This window comes from Clostridium tepidiprofundi DSM 19306 (assembly GCF_001594005.1).
Taxonomy (GTDB): Bacteria; Bacillota; Clostridia; order Clostridiales; family Clostridiaceae; genus Clostridium_AC; species Clostridium_AC tepidiprofundi.
Genome location: NZ_LTBA01000001.1, coordinates 88,842 through 108,767, shown reverse-complemented (window position 1 = coordinate 108,767; position 19,926 = coordinate 88,842). Strand labels below are relative to the sequence as shown.

At 28.2% G+C, this 19,926-nt stretch carries 17 protein-coding genes; 4 read left to right on the top strand and 13 right to left on the bottom strand.

Features of this window, described 5'->3' with window-relative positions; translation table 11 throughout:
* Positions 1 to 28 precede the first annotated feature (28 nt).
* The 5 genes from CLTEP_RS00590 to CLTEP_RS00570 form a co-directional block, all read right to left on the bottom strand.
* Entirely contained in the window at positions 29 to 1,375 is a 1,347-nt protein-coding gene (locus tag CLTEP_RS00590) for a glucose-6-phosphate isomerase (protein WP_423230723.1), read from the bottom strand.
* Between the two features lie 25 nt (positions 1,376 to 1,400).
* Entirely contained in the window at positions 1,401 to 3,644 is a 2,244-nt protein-coding gene (locus CLTEP_RS00585; protein ID WP_066820969.1) for a glycoside hydrolase family 31 protein, read from the bottom strand.
* Between the two features lie 29 nt (positions 3,645 to 3,673).
* Entirely contained in the window at positions 3,674 to 4,711 is a 1,038-nt protein-coding gene (locus tag CLTEP_RS00580; RefSeq protein ID WP_066820965.1) for a helix-turn-helix domain-containing protein, read from the bottom strand.
* A 110-nt stretch (positions 4,712 to 4,821) separates the two neighbouring features.
* The gene (locus CLTEP_RS00575) at positions 4,822 to 5,913 is read right to left on the bottom strand and encodes an ABC transporter ATP-binding protein (RefSeq protein WP_066820962.1); all 1,092 of its coding nucleotides are present in this window, start codon (positions 5,911 to 5,913) and stop codon (positions 4,822 to 4,824) included.
* Positions 5,914 to 6,044: 131 nt separating this feature from the next.
* Complete coding sequence (locus tag CLTEP_RS00570) at positions 6,045 to 7,115, bottom strand: HD-GYP domain-containing protein (protein WP_066820959.1); 1,071 nt, start codon at positions 7,113 to 7,115, stop codon at positions 6,045 to 6,047.
* A gap of 216 nt (positions 7,116 to 7,331) precedes the next feature.
* Between CLTEP_RS00570 and CLTEP_RS00565 the strand changes: the two genes are divergently transcribed.
* The gene (locus tag CLTEP_RS00565) at positions 7,332 to 7,736 is read left to right on the top strand and encodes a hypothetical protein (RefSeq protein ID WP_066820956.1); all 405 of its coding nucleotides are present in this window, start codon (positions 7,332 to 7,334) and stop codon (positions 7,734 to 7,736) included.
* 234 nt (positions 7,737 to 7,970) lie between these two features.
* Here CLTEP_RS00565 and CLTEP_RS00560 read toward each other — a convergent pair whose 3' ends face one another.
* From CLTEP_RS00560 to CLTEP_RS14795, 3 genes are all read right to left on the bottom strand, one after another.
* Positions 7,971 to 8,318 carry a cupin domain-containing protein gene (locus CLTEP_RS00560; RefSeq protein ID WP_201786570.1) on the bottom strand — a complete coding sequence of 116 codons (348 nt, stop codon included), beginning with the start codon at positions 8,316 to 8,318 and terminating at the stop codon, positions 7,971 to 7,973.
* A 207-nt stretch (positions 8,319 to 8,525) separates the two neighbouring features.
* Positions 8,526 to 11,147: a bifunctional acetaldehyde-CoA/alcohol dehydrogenase gene (gene adhE, locus CLTEP_RS00555; RefSeq protein WP_066820953.1), complete on the bottom strand. Its 2,622-nt coding sequence runs from the start codon at positions 11,145 to 11,147 to the stop codon at positions 8,526 to 8,528.
* 404 nt (positions 11,148 to 11,551) lie between these two features.
* Positions 11,552 to 11,713, bottom strand: coding sequence for a hypothetical protein (locus tag CLTEP_RS14795; protein WP_161938332.1), 162 nt, complete (start codon positions 11,711 to 11,713; stop codon positions 11,552 to 11,554).
* Between the two features lie 140 nt (positions 11,714 to 11,853).
* Between CLTEP_RS14795 and CLTEP_RS00550 the strand changes: the two genes are divergently transcribed.
* The gene (locus CLTEP_RS00550) at positions 11,854 to 13,458 is read left to right on the top strand and encodes a recombinase family protein (protein WP_066820951.1); all 1,605 of its coding nucleotides are present in this window, start codon (positions 11,854 to 11,856) and stop codon (positions 13,456 to 13,458) included.
* Positions 13,459 to 13,609: 151 nt separating this feature from the next.
* Here CLTEP_RS00550 and CLTEP_RS00545 read toward each other — a convergent pair whose 3' ends face one another.
* The gene (locus tag CLTEP_RS00545) at positions 13,610 to 14,752 is read right to left on the bottom strand and encodes a D-alanyl-D-alanine carboxypeptidase family protein (RefSeq protein ID WP_084364490.1); all 1,143 of its coding nucleotides are present in this window, start codon (positions 14,750 to 14,752) and stop codon (positions 13,610 to 13,612) included.
* 87 nt (positions 14,753 to 14,839) lie between these two features.
* Here CLTEP_RS00545 and CLTEP_RS00540 point away from each other — a divergent pair, with 87 nt between their 5' ends.
* Positions 14,840 to 15,367 carry a DUF2953 domain-containing protein gene (locus tag CLTEP_RS00540; protein ID WP_066820949.1) on the top strand — a complete coding sequence of 176 codons (528 nt, stop codon included), beginning with the start codon at positions 14,840 to 14,842 and terminating at the stop codon, positions 15,365 to 15,367.
* A 13-nt stretch (positions 15,368 to 15,380) separates the two neighbouring features.
* Positions 15,381 to 15,770, top strand: coding sequence for a GerW family sporulation protein (gene ytfJ / locus CLTEP_RS00535; RefSeq protein WP_066820947.1), 390 nt, complete (start codon positions 15,381 to 15,383; stop codon positions 15,768 to 15,770).
* A 12-nt stretch (positions 15,771 to 15,782) separates the two neighbouring features.
* On the opposite strand, the gene scpB is transcribed toward ytfJ, so the two are convergent.
* The 4 genes from scpB to CLTEP_RS00515 all read right to left on the bottom strand — a co-directional run bounded on the left by scpB (position 15,783) and on the right by CLTEP_RS00515 (position 19,897).
* Positions 15,783 to 16,406: an SMC-Scp complex subunit ScpB gene (gene scpB / locus CLTEP_RS00530; protein WP_066821835.1), complete on the bottom strand. Its 624-nt coding sequence runs from the start codon at positions 16,404 to 16,406 to the stop codon at positions 15,783 to 15,785.
* Entirely contained in the window at positions 16,399 to 17,148 is a 750-nt protein-coding gene (locus CLTEP_RS00525) for a segregation/condensation protein A (protein WP_066820944.1), read from the bottom strand. Before CLTEP_RS00525 ends, scpB begins: the two co-directional genes overlap by 8 nt.
* 128 nt (positions 17,149 to 17,276) lie before the next feature.
* The gene (locus tag CLTEP_RS00520) at positions 17,277 to 18,389 is read right to left on the bottom strand and encodes a D-alanyl-D-alanine carboxypeptidase family protein (RefSeq protein WP_242863849.1); all 1,113 of its coding nucleotides are present in this window, start codon (positions 18,387 to 18,389) and stop codon (positions 17,277 to 17,279) included.
* Between the two features lie 203 nt (positions 18,390 to 18,592).
* Positions 18,593 to 19,897: a pyrimidine-nucleoside phosphorylase gene (locus tag CLTEP_RS00515; RefSeq protein WP_066820939.1), complete on the bottom strand. Its 1,305-nt coding sequence runs from the start codon at positions 19,895 to 19,897 to the stop codon at positions 18,593 to 18,595.
* Positions 19,898 to 19,926: the final 29 nt, after the last annotated feature.

The following is a 19,926-nucleotide window of genomic DNA, read 5'->3' as shown; positions in this document are numbered from 1 at the left end:
CTTTCTAAGGCGTTTTTATTATCTTACATTATTTTATTCTGTCATTTAATTCTTTTCCTAATTCCTCATAGCCAGGTTTTGATAGCAAAGCAAACATATTCTTCTTATATGCTTCAACACCAGGTTGATCGAATGGATTTACTCCAAGCATATAACCACTAATTCCACATGCTTTTTCAAAGAAATAAATCAATTTTCCAAAATAATATTCATTTAGCTCAGGAATATTCAAAATTAAATTTGGAACATCACCATCAACGTGAGCAAGTAAAGTTCCCTGAAAAGCTTTATTATTTACAAAATGCATTGTTTTACCACTTAAATAATTCAAGCCATCCAAGTTTTCGGCATCCTCTTGAATTTCTAAATTAACTTTTGGAGTTTCAATATTTAATACTGTTTCAAATAGATGTCTTCTACCGTCTTGAATATATTGTCCTAAAGAATGTAAATCCGTAGTAAAATTAACCGAAGCTGGGAAAATACCCTTATTGTCTTTTCCTTCACTCTCTCCAAAAAGCTGTTTCCACCATTCAGAAAAATATTGAAGACAAGGTTCATAATTAACAAGTACTTCTATGCTCTTACCCCTATTATAAAGTACATTTCTCACAGCTGCATATTGATAACATACATTTTTATCTAAATCAATTTCACTATATTCCTTCATTGCATCTCTAGCACCATTTAGAATTTTATCAACATCAATACCTGCTACAGCAATTGGAAGCATACCTACCGGTGTAAATATAGAAAATCTTCCTCCAACATTATCAGGTATAATAAATGTTTCACATCCTTCCTTATCTGCTAGTTTTCTCAATGCTCCCTTTGAAGCATCTGTTGTTACAAATATCCTTTCTTTTGCTTTTTCTTTACCATACTTCTTTTCGATATGAGCTTTTAACATTCTAAACGCAATAGCAGGCTCAGTAGTCGTTCCTGATTTTGATATTACATTTATACTAATATCTCTATCACCAATCACATCAAATAATTGGCTTAAATATGTACTACTTATATTATTACCTGCAAAATATATTTCTGGTCCATCTTTCTTTTCTTGAGGCAATGCATTATAAAAGAAATGTCTAAGAGATTCTACAGCTGCCCTAGCACCAAGATATGAGCCACCAATTCCAATAACAACAAACACTTCAGAGTTTTCTCTTATTTTTTTAGAAGCCTTCTTTATTCTTTCAAATTCATCCTTATCATAGCTCTCAGGATAATCAATCCATCCTAAAAAGTCATTTCCTGCCCCTGTTTTATTGTGAAGCATTTTATGAGCTTCCTCAACTCTTTCTTTCAAATTCACTATTTCATGTTTGTTTATTTTTGCATTTGAAAAATCAAAACATATATTATTCAAAATATCGCCTCCTAAATTAAGTCATCAACTAAATATATTTTATATTGAATTTTTCTTTCTTATCAAGACCATCATGCAATAATTTAATAGAACATTCTTGCCTATTATTCTCTCCATAGTTAACAGAATTTATTTCATATAAATTATATTTGCCATTTTTATAATCCATACTTATTCCATCATCTTGATAAAATATAGTCTTTCCATTTCCTCTGAATACTTCTAATGTTATTGGTAAATCTTTTTCCCCTATATAATTATAATCTTCATTATACACAGGAATTATTGCTCCCTCTTTTACAAAGACACATATCTCATTTAGACTAACTTCAAATAAATAGTGCTTACCTCCTTCATATTCTTCATGGGTAAAATAATTATACCACTTTCCTTTTGGTAAATAAACCACTTTATTTCTATCAGCTTCATGTAAAACTGGTGCAATAAGCATACTATTTCCAAACATAAATTGAGAATACATATCTACAACATTTATATCATGAGGAAATTCCATTATCATAGGTCGCATTACTGGTAATCCATTTTTATGAGCATTATAGTATTGATTGTAAATATAAGGAATCAATTTATATCTTAATTTTATAGCCTTTTTTGCTATTTCTTCTGCTCTTTTTCCAAAACTCCAAGGTTCTTGTCTTCTTGTAAAAATTGCTGAATGATTTCTGTATATAGGTATAAATGTACCTAATTCCATCCATCTTATAAACAATTCTTCAGTACAATTTCCTCCAAATCCGCCAACGTCATTTCCAATATATGCAAACCCCGAAAGTCCTAAATTACAATTCATAGGAATAGACATTCTCATATGGGCCCATGTACTTTGATTATCTCCTGTCCAAATAGATGAATACTTCTGTCCTCCTGCAAATGTTGCTCTTGTCATGGAAAAAGATCTAGTATTATTTCTCAATTCTTCTTGAGCTTCTTTAGAACATCTACTCATAAACATTCCATACAAATTATGAAATTCAGCATGCTCAATTATTCCTTCATCAGAATTATGTATACAATCATCAGGCATTGATTTAATATCATTATCAAAAATAGCTGGTTCATTCATGTCATTCCATATACCTTTGATTCCAATGGAAATAAAATTTTTTAATTCTTCTTTCCACCACTCTCTAGCATCTTTATTAGAATAATCAGGGAATGTACTTATTCCTGCCCAAACTTCTCCCTCATATATATCACCATCATGTTTTTTTACATAGTGATCACCTTTTAAACCTCTCTCATATACTCCATAATCATTTTCTATTTTTACACCCGGATCTATAATAGTAACAATTTTAAAGCCATCCTCATTCAATGTTTCAATCATGTCTTTTGGATTATTAAATGTTTCTTCATTGAATGTCATTACTTTATATTTATCCATATAATCAATATCCAAATATATGGTATCACATGGAATTTCCTTTTCTCTCAATGTTTTTGCTAATTCTTCTACTTCAGCACGTGAATTATAACTATATCTACACTGCTGGTATCCTAATGTCCATTTTGCAGGCATATCCATTGTACCTGTCAATGTAGAATAATTTTTCACTACTTCTTTTATATTATTACCAGGAATAAAATAATATTGAAGTTGTCCTCCTACTGCACCAAAGAAAATTCGTTCTTTATTGCTTTTACCCATATCAAAATAGCTTCTAAAAGAATTATCAAAATATATTCCATAAACTGAATCATTTTTCATTCCAATGTAAAAAGGAATAGTTTTATAGAAAAGAGTGGTTTCATCATTATTATCTGGATCATCTGTGTTGTAATTTTCAATATAGCATCCCTTTTTATTTAAGCTTCCCCCTTTTTCTCCAAAGCCATAATAAGCAATGCAATCGTTTGTCTTGGAAACAAAAATATTCTTATCATTTCTACCTGATGATAAATAATCTTGACATAAAACATTTTTAAATTTATCCATAAATAATATCTTTAAGGTTTTCTTGTTTATAAAAGTATCTACAATGTCGCCTTTAATATGTATAAATAACTCATCTTCACTACAGTCAACTTTTTTCTCTTTTATGTTTTTATTTACAGCAACAGTCGGTCTACTAATTTCATCTTTATCGCCTACAAATATTTTAATAATATCATCTTCATAATATGTAATTTCTATTTTACCATTTTCACAATATATAACAATTGAATTTTTATTGATTTCTGTATGCTTATAATTTCTAATAAAATTTATATTTTTGAATTCAACATTTAAAGTTTCTTTATGATTTAGCATTTTAAGTACTCCTTCCAACTATTTTAATCTTATCTTAAATTTCTTAAAAAACCATTGATGTACATTGCGATTTTAAAGTTAACAGAATCTTCAAATATCCTCAAATCATAACCTGATATATTTTTTATCTTATTCAATCTATATATTAATGTATTTCTATGAATATATAGTTTTTTAGCTGTTTCACTAATATTTAAATTGTTTTCAAAAAATTTAAATGCAGTCAGCATTAATTCGTTATTTAGTAAAATTTCATCTAAGCTACTGTTCATATTTTTATATAAATACTCCAAATTTTTAATATCCATATTGTTTATCAACACTGGAAGTGCAATATCGCTATAATAAAATATATTTTTATTATAATTAAATATTTTACCTAACTTTAGCGTTTCCAGCGCTCTTTCATACGACTCATGTAAATATTTAATATTTTCAACCACTGTACCTACTCCAATTTTTGCTTCATACAGCAATTCACCATATATAGAATTGAAAATATCTTTTTCGATTTCAGTATTCTTATCTGATAAACTTTTTATAAATGCAATATTATTAGAATGCATTTTAGTAAATAATCCCGATGGATAAATTTGATGAAGTAAATTTTCTACTTCGTATTCTAAATTTTCTTTTATCTCAATAACTATTACCTGCATATTTTGAGTATATTGTACTTTAAATCTTTCACAAAATACATTAATCTCATCATATTTGATTTCCTGTAATAAGGCATTTTTAAGCATGCTATCTGATGATACTTCTTCAAAACATTGTGTAATAAACACACCAATAATCTCAACTGCTTTTCTATAAAAAGGAGTGCTCTTATCTATTGAAATTATTATTTTACTATCAAAATTATCTTTATACGCATAATAAATTTTGTTTTCTAGTTCAATTATACCTTGACTAAATTCTCTATTCTTTATTTGCAAATCGTATTCTCCAACACAATTATTATTCGTGCTTCCAATAATGTATCCGGAGTCTTCCATTATATTAATTTCACCATTTATTATATTTTTCAATTTACTTAATATTTCATTAATATTATTAATATCCATCAAAATCACCTACTGAAATCAAAGTTGAATTGCTTACCAAAATCAAACATATTATAGGACTAATGAAAAACACTATCAGTTATGTAATTGTTGATAGTGTTTAATAAACTCTAAAATACAGCTTTTTCAGTTTCCTTATCAAATATATGTATTTTTGAATTATCAAAAATAATTTTTAAACTACTTCCAACCTGTGCATGTGAATTTGGCTCTACCCTTGCAATAATATTACTATTATTCAGTTTTAGATACAAGTATGTTTCAGATCCTAACATTTCTATAACATCTATCTTGCTTTCAAAACCATCATCATCTTTAGAAATCAAGATTCCCTCAGGTCTTACCCCAAGTACAACTGCTTTGTTTATATACCCATTTTCTTTTAGAAGCTTAGCATTATCGCCTAAAATTTCCATACTATTTCCATCAAATTTTGCATAAATCTTAGAATTTTCTTCAATTATATTACAATCAATAAAATTCATTTGAGGTGCACCAATAAACGATGCAACAAACATATTTGCTGGATGTTGATATATTGTTTGTGGATCTGCTATTTGTTGAACTACACCATCCTTCATAACAACAATTCTCGTACCCATAGTCATTGCTTCTATTTGATCATGTGTTACATAAATAAATGTAGTTTGAAGCCTTTGATGTAATTTACTAATTTCTGCTCTCATTTGAACTCTCAATTTAGCATCTAAATTTGAAAGTGGTTCATCCATCAAAAACACCTTAGGTTCTCTTACAATAGCACGTCCTAGAGCAACTCTTTGTCTTTGTCCACCTGAAAGTTGTTTAGGTTTTCTATCTAATAGATTTTCAATACCTAATATTTTTGCTGCTTCCATAACCCTTTTTTTAATATCTGCTTTTGATTTTTTTCTTATCTTTAAACCAAATGCCATGTTATCGAAAACTGTCATGTGAGGATATAATGCATAGTTCTGAAATACCATTGCAATATCTCTATCCTTTGGTGCAACATTATTAACCAATTTATCTCCAATAAACATTTCACCTGAAGAAATATCCTCAAGCCCTGCTATCATTCTTAACGTTGTAGACTTTCCACAACCTGATGGACCAACTAGAACAATAAATTCTTTATCTTCTATTTCTAGATTAAAATCCTTTACGGCATGGAAGCCATTTGGATAAATTTTTTCAATATGTGACAATTTTAATCCAGCCATCAACTATTCCCCCTAATCTAATATGATTCTTTATAATAATTGTAATCAAAATATAAAAATCTGTAAATTGTAATATGTTACAAATATATTGCATACTTTTTATACATATATATTAATTCATAGCATATATATTAATTCATAGCATACTCTGTTTCCTTTATTACCAAATCAAGCTCACTCATCATATTGATTACTTTACCTATAGTTGATACATTATCACTTTTAATTACTTTTACAATTGGTCTTAAAGCAAAATGAGGAAAAATTTTTTCTACAACAGCAACATCATTGTTACTCAGTCTAACCAACGTACCTACTGGATATGGAACTATACATTCAGAAAAAACCTTAACCATTTCAAAATCAAAATAAGTTTGACCACTTCCTAGTATATATTCAATAGCTTCATTAGGAGACATGGCTCTTCTATATGGTCTATCAGATGTCAAAGCATCATAAACATCTGCAATCGCAACTATTCTAGCTAATTTATTAATATCATTACCCTTTTTCCCATCAGGATAACCAGTTCCATTAACTTTTTCATGATGCTGAAGTATTATTATTCTTGATACCGGTGAAATATCTATGTTATTTTTTAAGTAATTATATCCTTTCGTGGTATGTTCCTTAATTAAATCATATTCTTCTGGTAAAAGCTTTTCTTTTTTCTGTATTATTTCTTTTGGAATAAAGACCTTCCCTATGTCATGTAATAATGCTCCTGTACATAATTTATAAAGCTCGTCCTTATTCAATTGAAGTTGTATGCCTATAATCAAAGACAAAATAGCAACATTCACACTATGCTGATACGTATAATTATCCATACTTTTGATATCTACTAAATTGACCATTAAATCATTTCTACCAGCTAATTCATCAATAATACTATTAGCAATATCAAAAATAGAACTAAAATATTCCTCATTTTTTTTGTGATAATTTTGAATATGCGAAAAATAATTTTTCAATGTTTTAATTGATTTTTGTCTTAACTCAGGCTTGATTATATCCTCTATTTCAGCTGAACTGTATTCATCATTTATGTAAAGGGAAAAAATCCCAAGTTGTCGTATTCTATCAATATAATTATTATTCAATATTACACCTTGTCTTAAAAGAATTCTTCCATCATTGTCATAAATCGTTTTGCCTAGAAAAGCTCCTTCTTTAATACACTCTATTGGTACAAGTCTCATAAATAACACCTCTTATAAGTTTTTATCTTTTGCATAATATTACTATGTCATAAAAAATTGTTGGAATGGAATTTTATGAATACTGCCAACACCATTATTATAATGTACCTACTTATTTAAATCAAGTTTTCAAATATATCATAAAAGGCAGAATTTGAAATTCAATAAAAATGTGATACTATTATAATATAGAATACATTAATGGAGGAAACAACCATGCTTGAAATAAGAAGAGCAAACAAAGAAGAATTACAAGGTAAAATATATTTGAAAAATATCAACCTTCCAAATACATTATTTATTATAGAAAATGAAAATGTTTTAGGGTGGGCTACTTATGATTTAATCAATAATTATGGAATACTTAAAGAATTATATATAAACCCTATGTACACAATTTTAAAAGATGCCTTAATAAGATCAATATTGAATATGATGGATTATTTAAACGTAAACTACTTCTTATTAGAAAATGATGATGAAACTCTCTATAGAAAAATAGGATTCAAAAATTTAGAAACCAACAATATATTTCATATTGACTCTAATAAATATTTATATATAAGTATTGAAGAATTTTTCAATTCATCATGCCAATGTAGTTGTAATAAGACCAATTAAATATATAACTTCAATTCGTAATATGCACTATATTTAATATCATATATTTTGTATTAATATGCACTATACAAATCTTTACATACTGCATTCTTTCGTTGTAATATATGTGCTAAAAATCTAAATTGCGAATTGAATTTATAAAAAAATAAGCTTGCATAAATTGTAACAAGCTTATTTTTTTATAAATTCATAAAACTCCAAATTGCATAAGCAAAATATTGAGCAATATATTAACTACTTGTGTCCCTCTTCAGGTACTATACAAATAAACTCAAGCTCTTCATTTCCAACATTCATGAACTGATGTTCTTTGTTTGAAGGTATATATGCATAAGAACCTTCTTCTACTTCATGCTCTTTACCATCAAGATAAATTTTACCTCTCCCACTAATTATATAATTAATATGCGGCCAAGTATGTGAATGTCTTGGTGTATATCCATCTTTTCCAATTTTGAATACGCGCATTACATATCCATCCCATCCTTCTTTTGGAGATATTAAAACTTTCATTAAGGCATTTTTAGCATTTGGGTTATCAATCTTTATTTCTTTTACATTCTTTTTGTTAGAAACTATCATGTTTTTTCGCTCCTTTCTAAAACTATTTTATAATTATTTTTCTTATTAATGTCATTCTAACATATTTCAAAAATTCTATAAAGAGGCTTATACCAGTCTAACGAACTCTTTTGCTAAGCCAAAAGTTTTATAAACAATTCAATAAAAAACACTGTAAATCCTATAAAATGGTTTACAGTGTTTTCATGTAACTATATTAATGCATCTTTATTTTATATTCTTATTTTCTTTATTTGCATCTTTGTTGTTTCCTTCAAAAACATTTATATACATCTGTTTTATTTCACTTATTAGTGGGTATCTTGGATTTGCTCCTGTACACTGATCATCAAATGCTTGTTCACTCATTTTATCTAATGTAGCATAGAATTTATCTTTAGATACTCCTGCCTCTCTAATTGTTTTTGGAATATCAACCTTAGCTTTTAATTCTTCAATAGCTTTGATTAATAATTCTACTTTTTCGTCATCAGTATTACCACCTAATTGTAAATAATCAGCAATTCTAGCATATCTCCATTTTGCATTAGGATATTTGTATTGTGGAAATGCTGCTTGCTTTCTTGGATTATCTACTGCATTGAATCTTATAACTTCATTTATTAATAATCCATTAGCCACTCCATGAGGTACATGATGCATTGAACCTAATTTGTGTGCCATTGAATGACATACTCCTAAGAAAGCATTAGCAAATGCCATACCTGCAATAGTCGATGCATGAGCCATTTTTTCTCTAGCTTTAACGTTGTTAGGACCATCTTTATAAGCATCTGGTAAATATTCAAATATTAATCTTATAGCTTCCAATGCTAAACCATTTGTATATTCTGAAGCAAGTACTGAAACATAAGCTTCTAATGCATGTGTTAAAGCATCAATACCAGAAGCAGCAGTTAATCCTTTAGGCATATTCATCATTAATTCAGCATCAATTATAGCCATATCTGGAGTTAATTCATAATCTGCAAGAGGATATTTTACACCTGTTTTTTCATCTGTAATAACCGCAAATGGCGTTACTTCTGAACCAGTACCTGCAGATGTTGTAACAGCAACCATCATAGCTTTTTCACCCATGTGTGGGAATTTATACACTCTCTTTCTTATATCCATAAATCTCATTGCAAGGTCTTCAAATCTTACTTCTGGATGTTCATACATCACCCACATTATCTTAGCAGCATCCATTGAAGAGCCTCCACCTAATGCTATAATTGTATCAGGCTCAAAATTCTTCATTTCTTCGGCACCTTTTTTAGCTACATTAAGAGTTGGATCAGGCTCAACATCATAAAATACTTTAAAATCTATTCCTATTTCCTCAAGAATTGTTGTAATTTTTTCCACATACCCTAATTTATAAAGAACTCTATCAGTTACAATAAATGCCTTCTTTTTACCCATATCCTTTAGTTCTTTTAATGCAACTCCAAGACATCCATATTTGAAATAAACCTTTTCAGGAACTCTGAACCAAAGCATATTTTCTCTCCTCTCAGCTACACTCTTAATATTCAACAGATGTTTAACACCTACATTTTCTGAAATAGAATTTCCGCCCCATGAACCACAGCCAAGAGTTAATGATGGTGCTAATTTGAAGTTGTATATATCTCCTATAGCTCCTTGTGATGAAGGCATGTTAATAATAGTTCTTCCTGTTTTCATAGTTAAACTAAACTTTTCTACTCTATCTTTAGATTTAATAGTATCAGTATATAGAACTGAAGTATGTCCAAAGCCTCCTAATTCAACAAGTCTTTCTGCCTTTACTAATGCTTCATCAAATGTTTTTGCCTTATACATTGCTAATATTGGAGACAATTTCTCATGAGAAAATGGTTCCTCAAGTTCTACTGATTGAACTTCACCAATCAACACTTTTGTTTCTTCAGGAACTTCAATTCCAGCCATCTTTGCAATTTTACTAGCTGATTGTCCAACAATATTTGCATTAAGTTTTCCATCTATTAATATAACTTTTCTCATTTTATCTACTTCATTTTTGCTTAATATATATGCTCCACGCTCACTAAATTCTTTTTTTACTTCGTTATAAACTTTATCTAAAACTATTACAGATTGTTCAGATGCACATATAACTCCATTATCAAAACTCTTCGATAAAAGTATAGAATTTACAGCCATTTTTATATGAGCAGTTTCATCAATTATAGCAGGTGTATTTCCGGAACCAACTCCAATAGCTGGTTTCCCTGATGAATATGCAGCTTTAACCATTCCTGGACCACCTGTTGCTAGAATCATATCACATTCTCTCATAACAACTTGAGAAAGCTCTATTGAAGGTTCATCTATCCATCCAATAATTCCCTTAGGAGCCCCTGCTTTAACTGCTGCATCTAATATTATCTTTGCTGCAGCAATTGTACATTTTTTTGCTCTTGGATGTGGAGAAAAAATCATACCATTTCTTGTCTTTAAAGCTATCAATGCTTTAAATATTGCTGTTGCTGTTGGATTAGTTGTTGGAACAATCGCTGCAATTACACCTATTGGCTCTGCAATTTTTTGCAATCCAAATGATTCATCTTTTTCAATAATCCCACATGTCTTTTCATCTTTATAACTATTATATATATATTCTGATGCAAAATGATTTTTTATTACTTTATCTTCAACAATTCCCATCCCAGTTTCTTCAACTGCCATTTTTGCAAGCTCAATTCTCGCATTATTTGCAGCCATAGCTGCTTGCCTAAAAATTTCATCTACCTGTTCTTGAGAATAGTTTGAAAATACCTTTTGTGCTTTTTTTACTTCTTCTAACTTTTTCATTAATTGCTCAGTATTATTTACTAACATACAATACACCTCACTAAAATTTAATATTATTTTCTAATATGGTAGTATTTACTCTATCAGCTAAAATAGTCGCAACAGTTTGTTAATATTTTAACTAATAACCCTAAAAAAATATAATACTCTAACACAGTTACTATCTTTTTATTCCTTGTTACACGTTAATTATATCACAATGTCTTGTAATTGCAAGAGAAATTTTATTTTTTTTTGATTTATTATTTTACACAACATTTTATGCAATATTTTATGCACTAATTACTTTATAACAACTATATTTTAAGATTTATGATATATTCATTCAGAATCGAATTGATTATATTTTAACAATTTACTGTATTTTTTAAGACATGAAGCTTTTGGTTTATACTTCATGTCTTAAATATTTAAAAGCAACAAACAGGTATCTAATTAATATCACCATTTTTAATTTTGGTAAGTAACTCTATTAAATATTCTGTTTCTAATTTATTAATTAATATATTAGAAACAATTTCTGTAACTGTTTTCTCAATATATATTGAACTAAAAGGTAAAATCATTTCAACTTTATAAACTTTTTTAATCATAAACACCTACTATACCTGATTTTACTCATACTTTATACTATGAAAGTTTTAATATTTTGTTACAAATATTTTGTAAATAAGGTTAAATTTAATAGATAATGCAAATATAATTTAATATATATCAAATTTAAGGTGAGTGTATGAAGAAAGCAGCCATTTATTCTAGAAAATCAAAATTTACCGGTAAAGGTGAATCTATAGAAACACAAATTGAACTTTGCAAAAAATACGCTTATAATATCGGCATAACTCAATTTTTGATTTATGAAGATGAGGGGTTTTCTGGCAAAAATATCGACAGACCTCAATTTAAAAAAATGATAAAAGATGCTCATGAAAAAAAATTTGATACATTAATATGTTACAGATTAGATAGAATAAGTAGAAATATTGCAGATTTTTCCACGCTAATAAACGAATTAGATAGATTAGAAATTAATTTTATAAGCATAAACGAACAATTTGATACTTCAACTCCCATAGGAAGAGCTATGATGTATATTGCATCAGTATTTGCTCAACTCGAAAGAGAAACTATTGGAGAAAGAATAAAAGACAATATGCTTGAATTATCAAAATCTGGCAGATGGCTAGGAGGTCAAACCCCCCTAGGCTTTGAGAGTACATCTACAACAATTACAGATGAATTTGGAAGAAAGAAAAAAATCTATTTTCTTACTCCAATAGAATCTGAACTTACAACTGTTAAATTAATATATTCAAAATATATTGAATTTAAATCTTTGTCTAAAGTATATAAATATCTTTATATACGAAATATAAGAACCAAAAATGGTTATAACTGGACTAAGAAAAAAATTCAACTTATTTTAAAAAATCCTCTTTATGTTAAAGCAGATGATAGTGTTATGCAGTATTTAAGTAATCAGGGCATGATAACATGCGGACAACCTGATGGAATACATGGAATCTTAACTTACAATAAAAGCAGAGGTAATAAAATTTATAGAAATATGAGTGAGTGGATAGCTGCCATTTCAATGCATAAAGGAATTATTAATGCTAATGATTGGCTAAAAGTACAAACAATATTGAATATAAACAAAAGTAGAGCCCCAAGAATAGGAACTTCACATACTGCTTCTCTAACAGGAATTTTAAAATGTCATTATTGTGGTGCTAATATGATTGTAAAACATGGTCATATTAGCAAAAAAACCGGTAAAAAATTACTATATTATGTTTGTAGTTGCAAAGATATTTCTAATGGTAAAAAATGTTCAAATAAAAATGTTAGAGTAGATGAATTGGAATATGAAGTTATAAAAAAATTAGATGATATCAAAATTAATAGAAATATGTTAATTTCTTTACTAGAAAAATATATTTCGCACCAAAAATGTAATTATGATGATGAAAATTTAAATAATCTAAAATATATAAAAGAAAAACAAAAACAAATCGACAACCTAATTACACAGTTATCAAAAGAACCATCATTATCAGAATATATTATCCCCAAAATATACCATATAAAATCTGAAATAGACTATCTAAACAATGAAAACAATAATGTTTCCCAAAACAAATTTAAACAAACTATTTCAAATACTAATGAAAATGTTTTATTCAATAAAATTTGTAGCTTAAAATATATATTTGATATTTGTGACATAAATGATAAAAAAAAATTATTTAAAAGCCTAGTTAAAGAAATTACTTGGGATGGAAATAGTGGCACTGTAAAGATAAAACTAAAGGAAGATATGAAGATAACATTTTAAAGCAACTTTTATCTTCCTTTAATCGCATTATAGTGTATCAAGCACAATATTCCGTTCCTGCATCAATACATTCAAAAGGTTCATAGCTCATGTAAATACCTCCTAAAGTACTATACTATTAAAATATTTTTCCACTACTACTTTTGTTACATTATTTTGATGATATCTTTTCTATTATATAATCAAAATAATGTAACAATCCATTCTTAACATCTATATCATCATTTGATACTGTGTTTATCCTCATAATAACTTCTTCACCTTTTTCAACTTTAACTATATCAATATGACCAATTTGCATTCCTTTGTATATAGGTACATCCATTTCAAAATTAGGTTTAACTACTCTATATAAATAATTTGCCCCTTTCTTAATTGGAATATTTACGTCCACAGGACTAACTAATTTTATACTTTTATTTAATCTTTTCGAACTTATTTCACCTAAAATTTTATTGCTATTTATCAAACATTTATAAGAATAATTTTGATTTACATAATTATAAATCTTTTTAGTTTCATTCCATCTTTGATGGCAATTTAATACAACAATAACAATATCATTGTTGTTATAATCAATAGAAGAAACTAAACATTTTCCTGCATTTCCAGTATAACCTGTTTTTACTCCATTAGCTTTTGGAATTAAATATAATATTTTGTTTATATTATGATAGCTTCTCGTAAATCCATATTGTTCAGCACTTATGTCTTTTGTACTAACTATTTTATTAAAAACATCATTTTCTTTAGCAATTGAAGTTAATAATGCTAAATCATATGCTGTTGTATAATGGTAATTGCTATCCAATCCATGTGGTGATTCAAAATGAGTATCTCTTAATCCTATTTCAACAGCATATTCATTCATTAAATCAACAAATTTTTCAACAGAACCTGAAATACCTTCAGCTATAGCAATTGCAGCATCATTACCTGACCTCAGCATAAGCCCATATAAAAGCTCCCTTAAAGTTATTTTTTCACCTTTTTTGTATCCAACCTGTGAACCATGTATATTAGCTGCATTACTAGAAATTTCAATCTTTTCATTCAGATTACCATAATTAATAGCTATAAGAACAGTCATTATTTTTGTAGTACTTGCCATTGGAATTAATTCTCTAGAATTTTTTTCATACAAAACTATTTTACTTTTACTGTCCATGGCAATTGCACTTCTAGCATTAATATATAAATCATTTGTATACGAATAAACATTATTACATAAAGCAATTATTTGAATAGCTATTAACATAATAGTTACAATTATTTTTTTGATATTAGCACTCATTTTTAGCACCTCAAACTTTAAAATTGATATATATTTACTCAATATTGGTTAAACTATACAATATGTGAAATATAGGGAGGGTTGTTAATGCTTAAAACAATATTAATTTTTATTATAATCTTTACCGTTTTATTATTCCCTATTAAGATTAAATTATCTCTGAAATATATTAACAATAAACTTAAAATTTATTTTAACTCCAAAGAAATAAGTATTGAAAAACTCACTAAAAAAAAGGCTAAAAAAAGACAAATAAAAAAATTTTCACTAAATGACTATTTTTTTATTTTAAATAGACTACAGAATAATAAATTTAAACCAAAATTAATTTTAAAAATATATGGAGATTTCGGTCTTAATGACGCTGCACTTACAGCATTAACTTATGGATACTTAGGTTGTCTTAATCCAATTTTATATAATTTATTAAATTACATATTAAATGTAAAAAGTATTGAAATAAAACTCAAACCTAAATTCAGTGAAAGAATTTTTAATGTTACAATTAAATGCATAATTATTATAAATTTAGCCAATATTATCTATGTAACGTTATTATTGCTAAGAACATACTTGCATATTAAAAAGAATCATAAAAGTATTAATTACGATTAAGGAGGAGTTAATGATGGAAAATCACCCTATTGAAAACTTAATGAAAAGCACTATGGAAAATATCAAAAATATGATCGATGTAGATACTATTATAGGAAACCCTGTTGTAGCAAATGATAATACTACTATTCTACCAGTTTCAAAAGTTTCCGTTGGTTTCGCTTCTGGTGGATCAGAATTTTCAAAAGATAACAAAGAAAAAGTAGATGAAAAATATCCATTTGGCGGAGGTTCAGGAGCAGGTGTAACAGTTAAACCAGTCGCATTTTTAGTAGTCAAAAAAGATTCCGTTAGATTATTACCAGTCGATCAAACCAATACTTACGATAGATTAGTTGATAGCATTCCTCAAATATTAGATATACTAAAAGATTTTTCTAAGAAAAAATCAAGTAATTCATAAAAAACACTCCATCTACTTATGATGGAGTGTTTTTTCGATATACTTATCTATGTTTTCACCAATGTTATCTTCCTTAACATCAAAGCTTTCTAATTTTGGCATCTGATTTAAATTTTCTAACTGAAAATGTTTTAAGAATTCTTCGCTAGTTATATAAAGAAGAGGCCTACCCGGTACATCAAGCTTACCATTTTCTTTTATTAATTTTTTATTCAATAATGTAGTTATAGCTCTATCGCTTTTTACTCCTCTTATTTCATCAATTTCAAGCTTTGTGATAGGCTGTTTATACGCAATAATAGCCAGTGTCTCTAGTGCTGCTTGCGAAAGAGACTGTCTGCTATTCTTATTGAGAAGTTTTTTAATAAAAGTGCTATTATTAGGCTTAGTAACCAATTGATATGAATCATTAATCCTTATTATCTTTATACCTCTACTATTGTCTACCTCATATAAATGTATAAGCTCGTCCATAAGTTTTTTAGTAAAACTGTCACTGCACTCTATTATTTTAGATATATCTTTCAATTTAAGAGAATCTCCTGAAACAAACAGTAAAGATTCAATAACTGAAAAATACTTTGTTTTATTTGTGAGTCCCTCAATCTCTATTTGACTAAAATATTCATCACTCATTTTCTTGTGTCCTTTCAAAATATATTTCTTTGAAGTTATTCTCCTGAACAATGCTTATAGTTCTTAACTTAATCATCTCAAGTAATGCTAAAAAAGTAACAATTATTTCTATTTTACATGAGCATTTTCTTACTATAGATGAAAATTCACCCCTTTTATTTTTATTGATATAATCAGTTAATTCATTAATTTTATCATCTATTTTATATAAGTCTAAAGGAATTTCTTTTTGTATATTATTTTCAACATTAATCTTACTGTGAAATAAAAATATTATATCATTATATAAATTATATAGCTGAATGAGAGTTACATTTTTTAATATTTCACCCACCTCAGCTTCGTTTTTATCTTCAATAATCTCTGGTTTTTTTGCAAACATCACTCCTTTTTTGTCCAATCTTTCTTTTAAAAATTCAGCTGCATTCTTAATCTTTTTATATTCAATAAGTTTTTCTATAAGACGTTGTTTAGTATCTTCTCCATCGCTTTCATCCTTATTCGTTTTTTCACTTTTAGGTAATAATTCTTTAGATTTTAATTCTAAAAGAATTGATGCCATAACAATAAACTCTGAAGCAATATCCAAATCGAGTTCCTTCATTTCCCTTAATAATTCTAAATACTGATTCGTTATTTCACATATTCTAATATCATATATATTCATTTTATCTTTCTTAATCAAATGAAGTAATAAATCAAATGGTCCCTCAAAATTTTGTGTTTTAACGCTCAAAGCCATAAACTTCTCTCCTCAATACTTTATAAGGACACTGGCAAACAAAAACATTAACAAACAGCCAGTGACCGATGATATAGCTATAATTCATTCTATCATATACAGTTAATCATGTCGAACATCAAAATACACTAAATTGAAAAGTCAAATAAACTATTCAAATTTATTAATATATTTTGTATAAAACCTCCAATTTTCAAATCCCTATCAGAATATAAATCTATATTTCCTATATGCGTTCCATTTAAATATACTTCACAATATCCTACCATTTCACCTTTCTTGTAGAATTTTTTATCCTTATCAATATGACATTTATACGTAACTTTATTATCTTTTCCTCTTTCAACGGCAATTGCCAAATCGCTACTTGCTTTAGCTATAAAAAATTTATCTCCTTTTTTGTTAAAAATCACTTTTTCTATATCATTATCCTTCTCAACTAATTTTTTGTATTCAAATTTTGAAAAACCATAATTCATTAGCATAGATGCTTCTTTATTTCTAATTTTATATGTTGGTGCACCCATAATAACAGCCAACATTCTAACATTATTTCTTTTAGCGGTTGCAGATATGCAATATTTAGCCTCACTGGTGAAACCAGTTTTTAAACCATCACATCCTTTAAAAAACCTAACTAATTTATTATGGTTTACGAGTCCTATTGGTGTTTTTCTCCCTTCAGAAATAGTTTCCATATAAGTACCCGTATATTTCAAAATAGCAGGATGTTTTAATAACTCCCTAGACATTATAGATATATCATAAGCAGTAGTCAAGTGTCCCTCTGCAGATAGGCCGGTACAATTTTTAAATGTTGTATCTTTCATTCCTAATTCAGTTGCTCTTTTATTCATCATATCTACAAAAGCTTCTTCACTACCTGCAATATATTCAGCTATCGCAACAGCTGCGTCATTACCAGAAGCAATACCTACACCCTTTATCAGTTCCTCAACCGTTCGTATTTCTCCAGTATCTAGAAGCATTGAACTTCCACCCATTTTCTTAGCATTTTCACTTACAGTTACTTTATCACTCATTTTTATATTACCACTATCAATTGACTCCATAGTTAAAAGCATAACCATTATTTTAGTCACAGATGCAGGTGCAAATTTTTTATGAGAATTGTATTCATAAATTATTTTACCGCTATTTGGTTCCATTAACAAAGCAGATTTAGCTTCAATTTTTATAGAACCATCGCTGTTAGCTTTTTCATCAGCATAAACCTTCATTGGAACAATAAAAATATTTACTGAAAAAGTTAATAATAATAACCAAATATTCAATTTTGATTTCATTACATACAGCCTCCTCTTAAGTATTTTTCATAATTATTTTTACCAAATTCACGTTTTATTATCACAAATCTTTTTATATAGTAATTATCAAAAAAATAGAATGTCTGGCGATAACAAACGCCAGACAAAATACAAAACTATTTAATTATATTATATATCAAAGGAATATCATTTATATAATTTTTACTAATAACAAAATTCTTTATTATTTGTTGTTTCGCTTTTTCAGCCTTTTCAACATCATTTGCATGAACATATGCTAATATATCACCTTTACTTATTTTATCTCCTCTTTTTTTACTTAATACAATACCAACAGCTAAATCAATTTCGCTCTCTTTCGTAGCTCGACCAGCCCCAAGTTCCATAGCAATCAATCCCATATTTTGAGCGTTAATTTTTTCAACAACACCATCTCTGTCACTCTCAACTGGAATAATATATTTTGCTTTAGGTAGTTTATCTGGAAAATCAACAAATGATGAATCCCCACCTTGTGCATCTATGAACTCTTTGAATTTTGCTAAAGCACTTCCATTAGATATAGTATCCATTAACATTTTTCTAGCTTGATTCAAATCTTCAGCTTTTTTCGCAAGAACTACCATATTGCTGCCTAATGTCAAACATAATTCAAGTAAATCAGCAGGTCCTTCACCCTTCAATGTACTAATAGCCTCTTTTACTTCTAATGCATTCCCTATAGCAAAGCCTAATGGCTGATCCATGTCAGAAATAACAGCTCTAGTTTCTCTTCCAACTCCATTTCCTATTTTAACCATTTCTTCTGCTAATGCTTGAGCATCTTCTGGTGTTTTCATAAATGCACCATCCCCAACTTTTACATCAAGTACAATGGCATCAGCACCTGCTGCTATTTTTTTACTCATAATACTCGAAGCAATGAGAGAAATATTATCAACCGTTGCAGTAACATCCCTTAAAGCATACAATTTTTTATCTGCTGGTGCAAGTACCCCTGTTTGTCCGCCAACAGCTATTTTATGCATATTAACATTACTTATAAACTCATCTTCACTCATCTCAACAGAGAATCCTTCGAATGATTCCAATTTATCTATTGTACCTCCAGTATGACCTAATCCTCTACCTGACATCTTAGCTACTGGTATCCCTAGTGATGCAACCATAGGTGCTAAAACTAATGTAGTAGTATCGCCTACTCCACCAGTGCTGTGCTTATCAACCTTAATACCTTCTATTTTAGACAAATCCAGGGTATCTCCTGAATTAACTATAGCCATTGTTAAGTCAACTGTCTCTCTCTCAGTCATTTTTTGAAAAAATATAGCCATTAGCAACGCAGAAACTTGATAATCAGGTATATTACCTTGTGTATAGTTTTCAATAAAATAATTTATTTCCTCTGTAGTTAACTCTTCACCATTTCTTTTTTTGAGAATCAAATCATACATTCTCATTATATCAACTCCTCATAACATGTAATTTA

What these genes read in the sequence shown, in the direction of transcription:
- CLTEP_RS00570 (WP_066820959.1), bottom strand. Translation starts at nt 7,115, where the DNA reads ATGAGACTTGTACCAATAGAGTGTATTAAAGAAGGAGCTTTTCTAGGC.
- CLTEP_RS00515 (WP_066820939.1), bottom strand. Translation starts at nt 19,897, where the DNA reads ATGAGAATGTATGATTTGATTCTCAAAAAAAGAAATGGTGAAGAGTTA.
- CLTEP_RS00540 (WP_066820949.1), top strand. Translation starts at nt 14,840, where the DNA reads ATGCTTAAAACAATATTAATTTTTATTATAATCTTTACCGTTTTATTA.
- CLTEP_RS00545 (WP_084364490.1), bottom strand. Translation starts at nt 14,752, where the DNA reads ATGAGTGCTAATATCAAAAAAATAATTGTAACTATTATGTTAATAGCT.
- ytfJ (WP_066820947.1), top strand. Translation starts at nt 15,381, where the DNA reads ATGGAAAATCACCCTATTGAAAACTTAATGAAAAGCACTATGGAAAAT.
- CLTEP_RS00580 (WP_066820965.1), bottom strand. Translation starts at nt 4,711, where the DNA reads ATGGATATTAATAATATTAATGAAATATTAAGTAAATTGAAAAATATA.
- CLTEP_RS00550 (WP_066820951.1), top strand. Translation starts at nt 11,854, where the DNA reads ATGAAGAAAGCAGCCATTTATTCTAGAAAATCAAAATTTACCGGTAAA.
- CLTEP_RS00560 (WP_201786570.1), bottom strand. Translation starts at nt 8,318, where the DNA reads ATGATAGTTTCTAACAAAAAGAATGTAAAAGAAATAAAGATTGATAAC.
- adhE (WP_066820953.1), bottom strand. Translation starts at nt 11,147, where the DNA reads ATGTTAGTAAATAATACTGAGCAATTAATGAAAAAGTTAGAAGAAGTA.
- CLTEP_RS00575 (WP_066820962.1), bottom strand. Translation starts at nt 5,913, where the DNA reads ATGGCTGGATTAAAATTGTCACATATTGAAAAAATTTATCCAAATGGC.
- CLTEP_RS14795 (WP_161938332.1), bottom strand. Translation starts at nt 11,713, where the DNA reads ATGATTAAAAAAGTTTATAAAGTTGAAATGATTTTACCTTTTAGTTCA.
- CLTEP_RS00520 (WP_242863849.1), bottom strand. Translation starts at nt 18,389, where the DNA reads ATGAAGGTTTATGCTGATGAAAAAGCTAACAGCGATGGTTCTATAAAA.
- scpB (WP_066821835.1), bottom strand. Translation starts at nt 16,406, where the DNA reads ATGAGTGATGAATATTTTAGTCAAATAGAGATTGAGGGACTCACAAAT.
- CLTEP_RS00525 (WP_066820944.1), bottom strand. Translation starts at nt 17,148, where the DNA reads ATGGCTTTGAGCGTTAAAACACAAAATTTTGAGGGACCATTTGATTTA.
- CLTEP_RS00585 (WP_066820969.1), bottom strand. Translation starts at nt 3,644, where the DNA reads ATGCTAAATCATAAAGAAACTTTAAATGTTGAATTCAAAAATATAAAT.
- CLTEP_RS00565 (WP_066820956.1), top strand. Translation starts at nt 7,332, where the DNA reads ATGCTTGAAATAAGAAGAGCAAACAAAGAAGAATTACAAGGTAAAATA.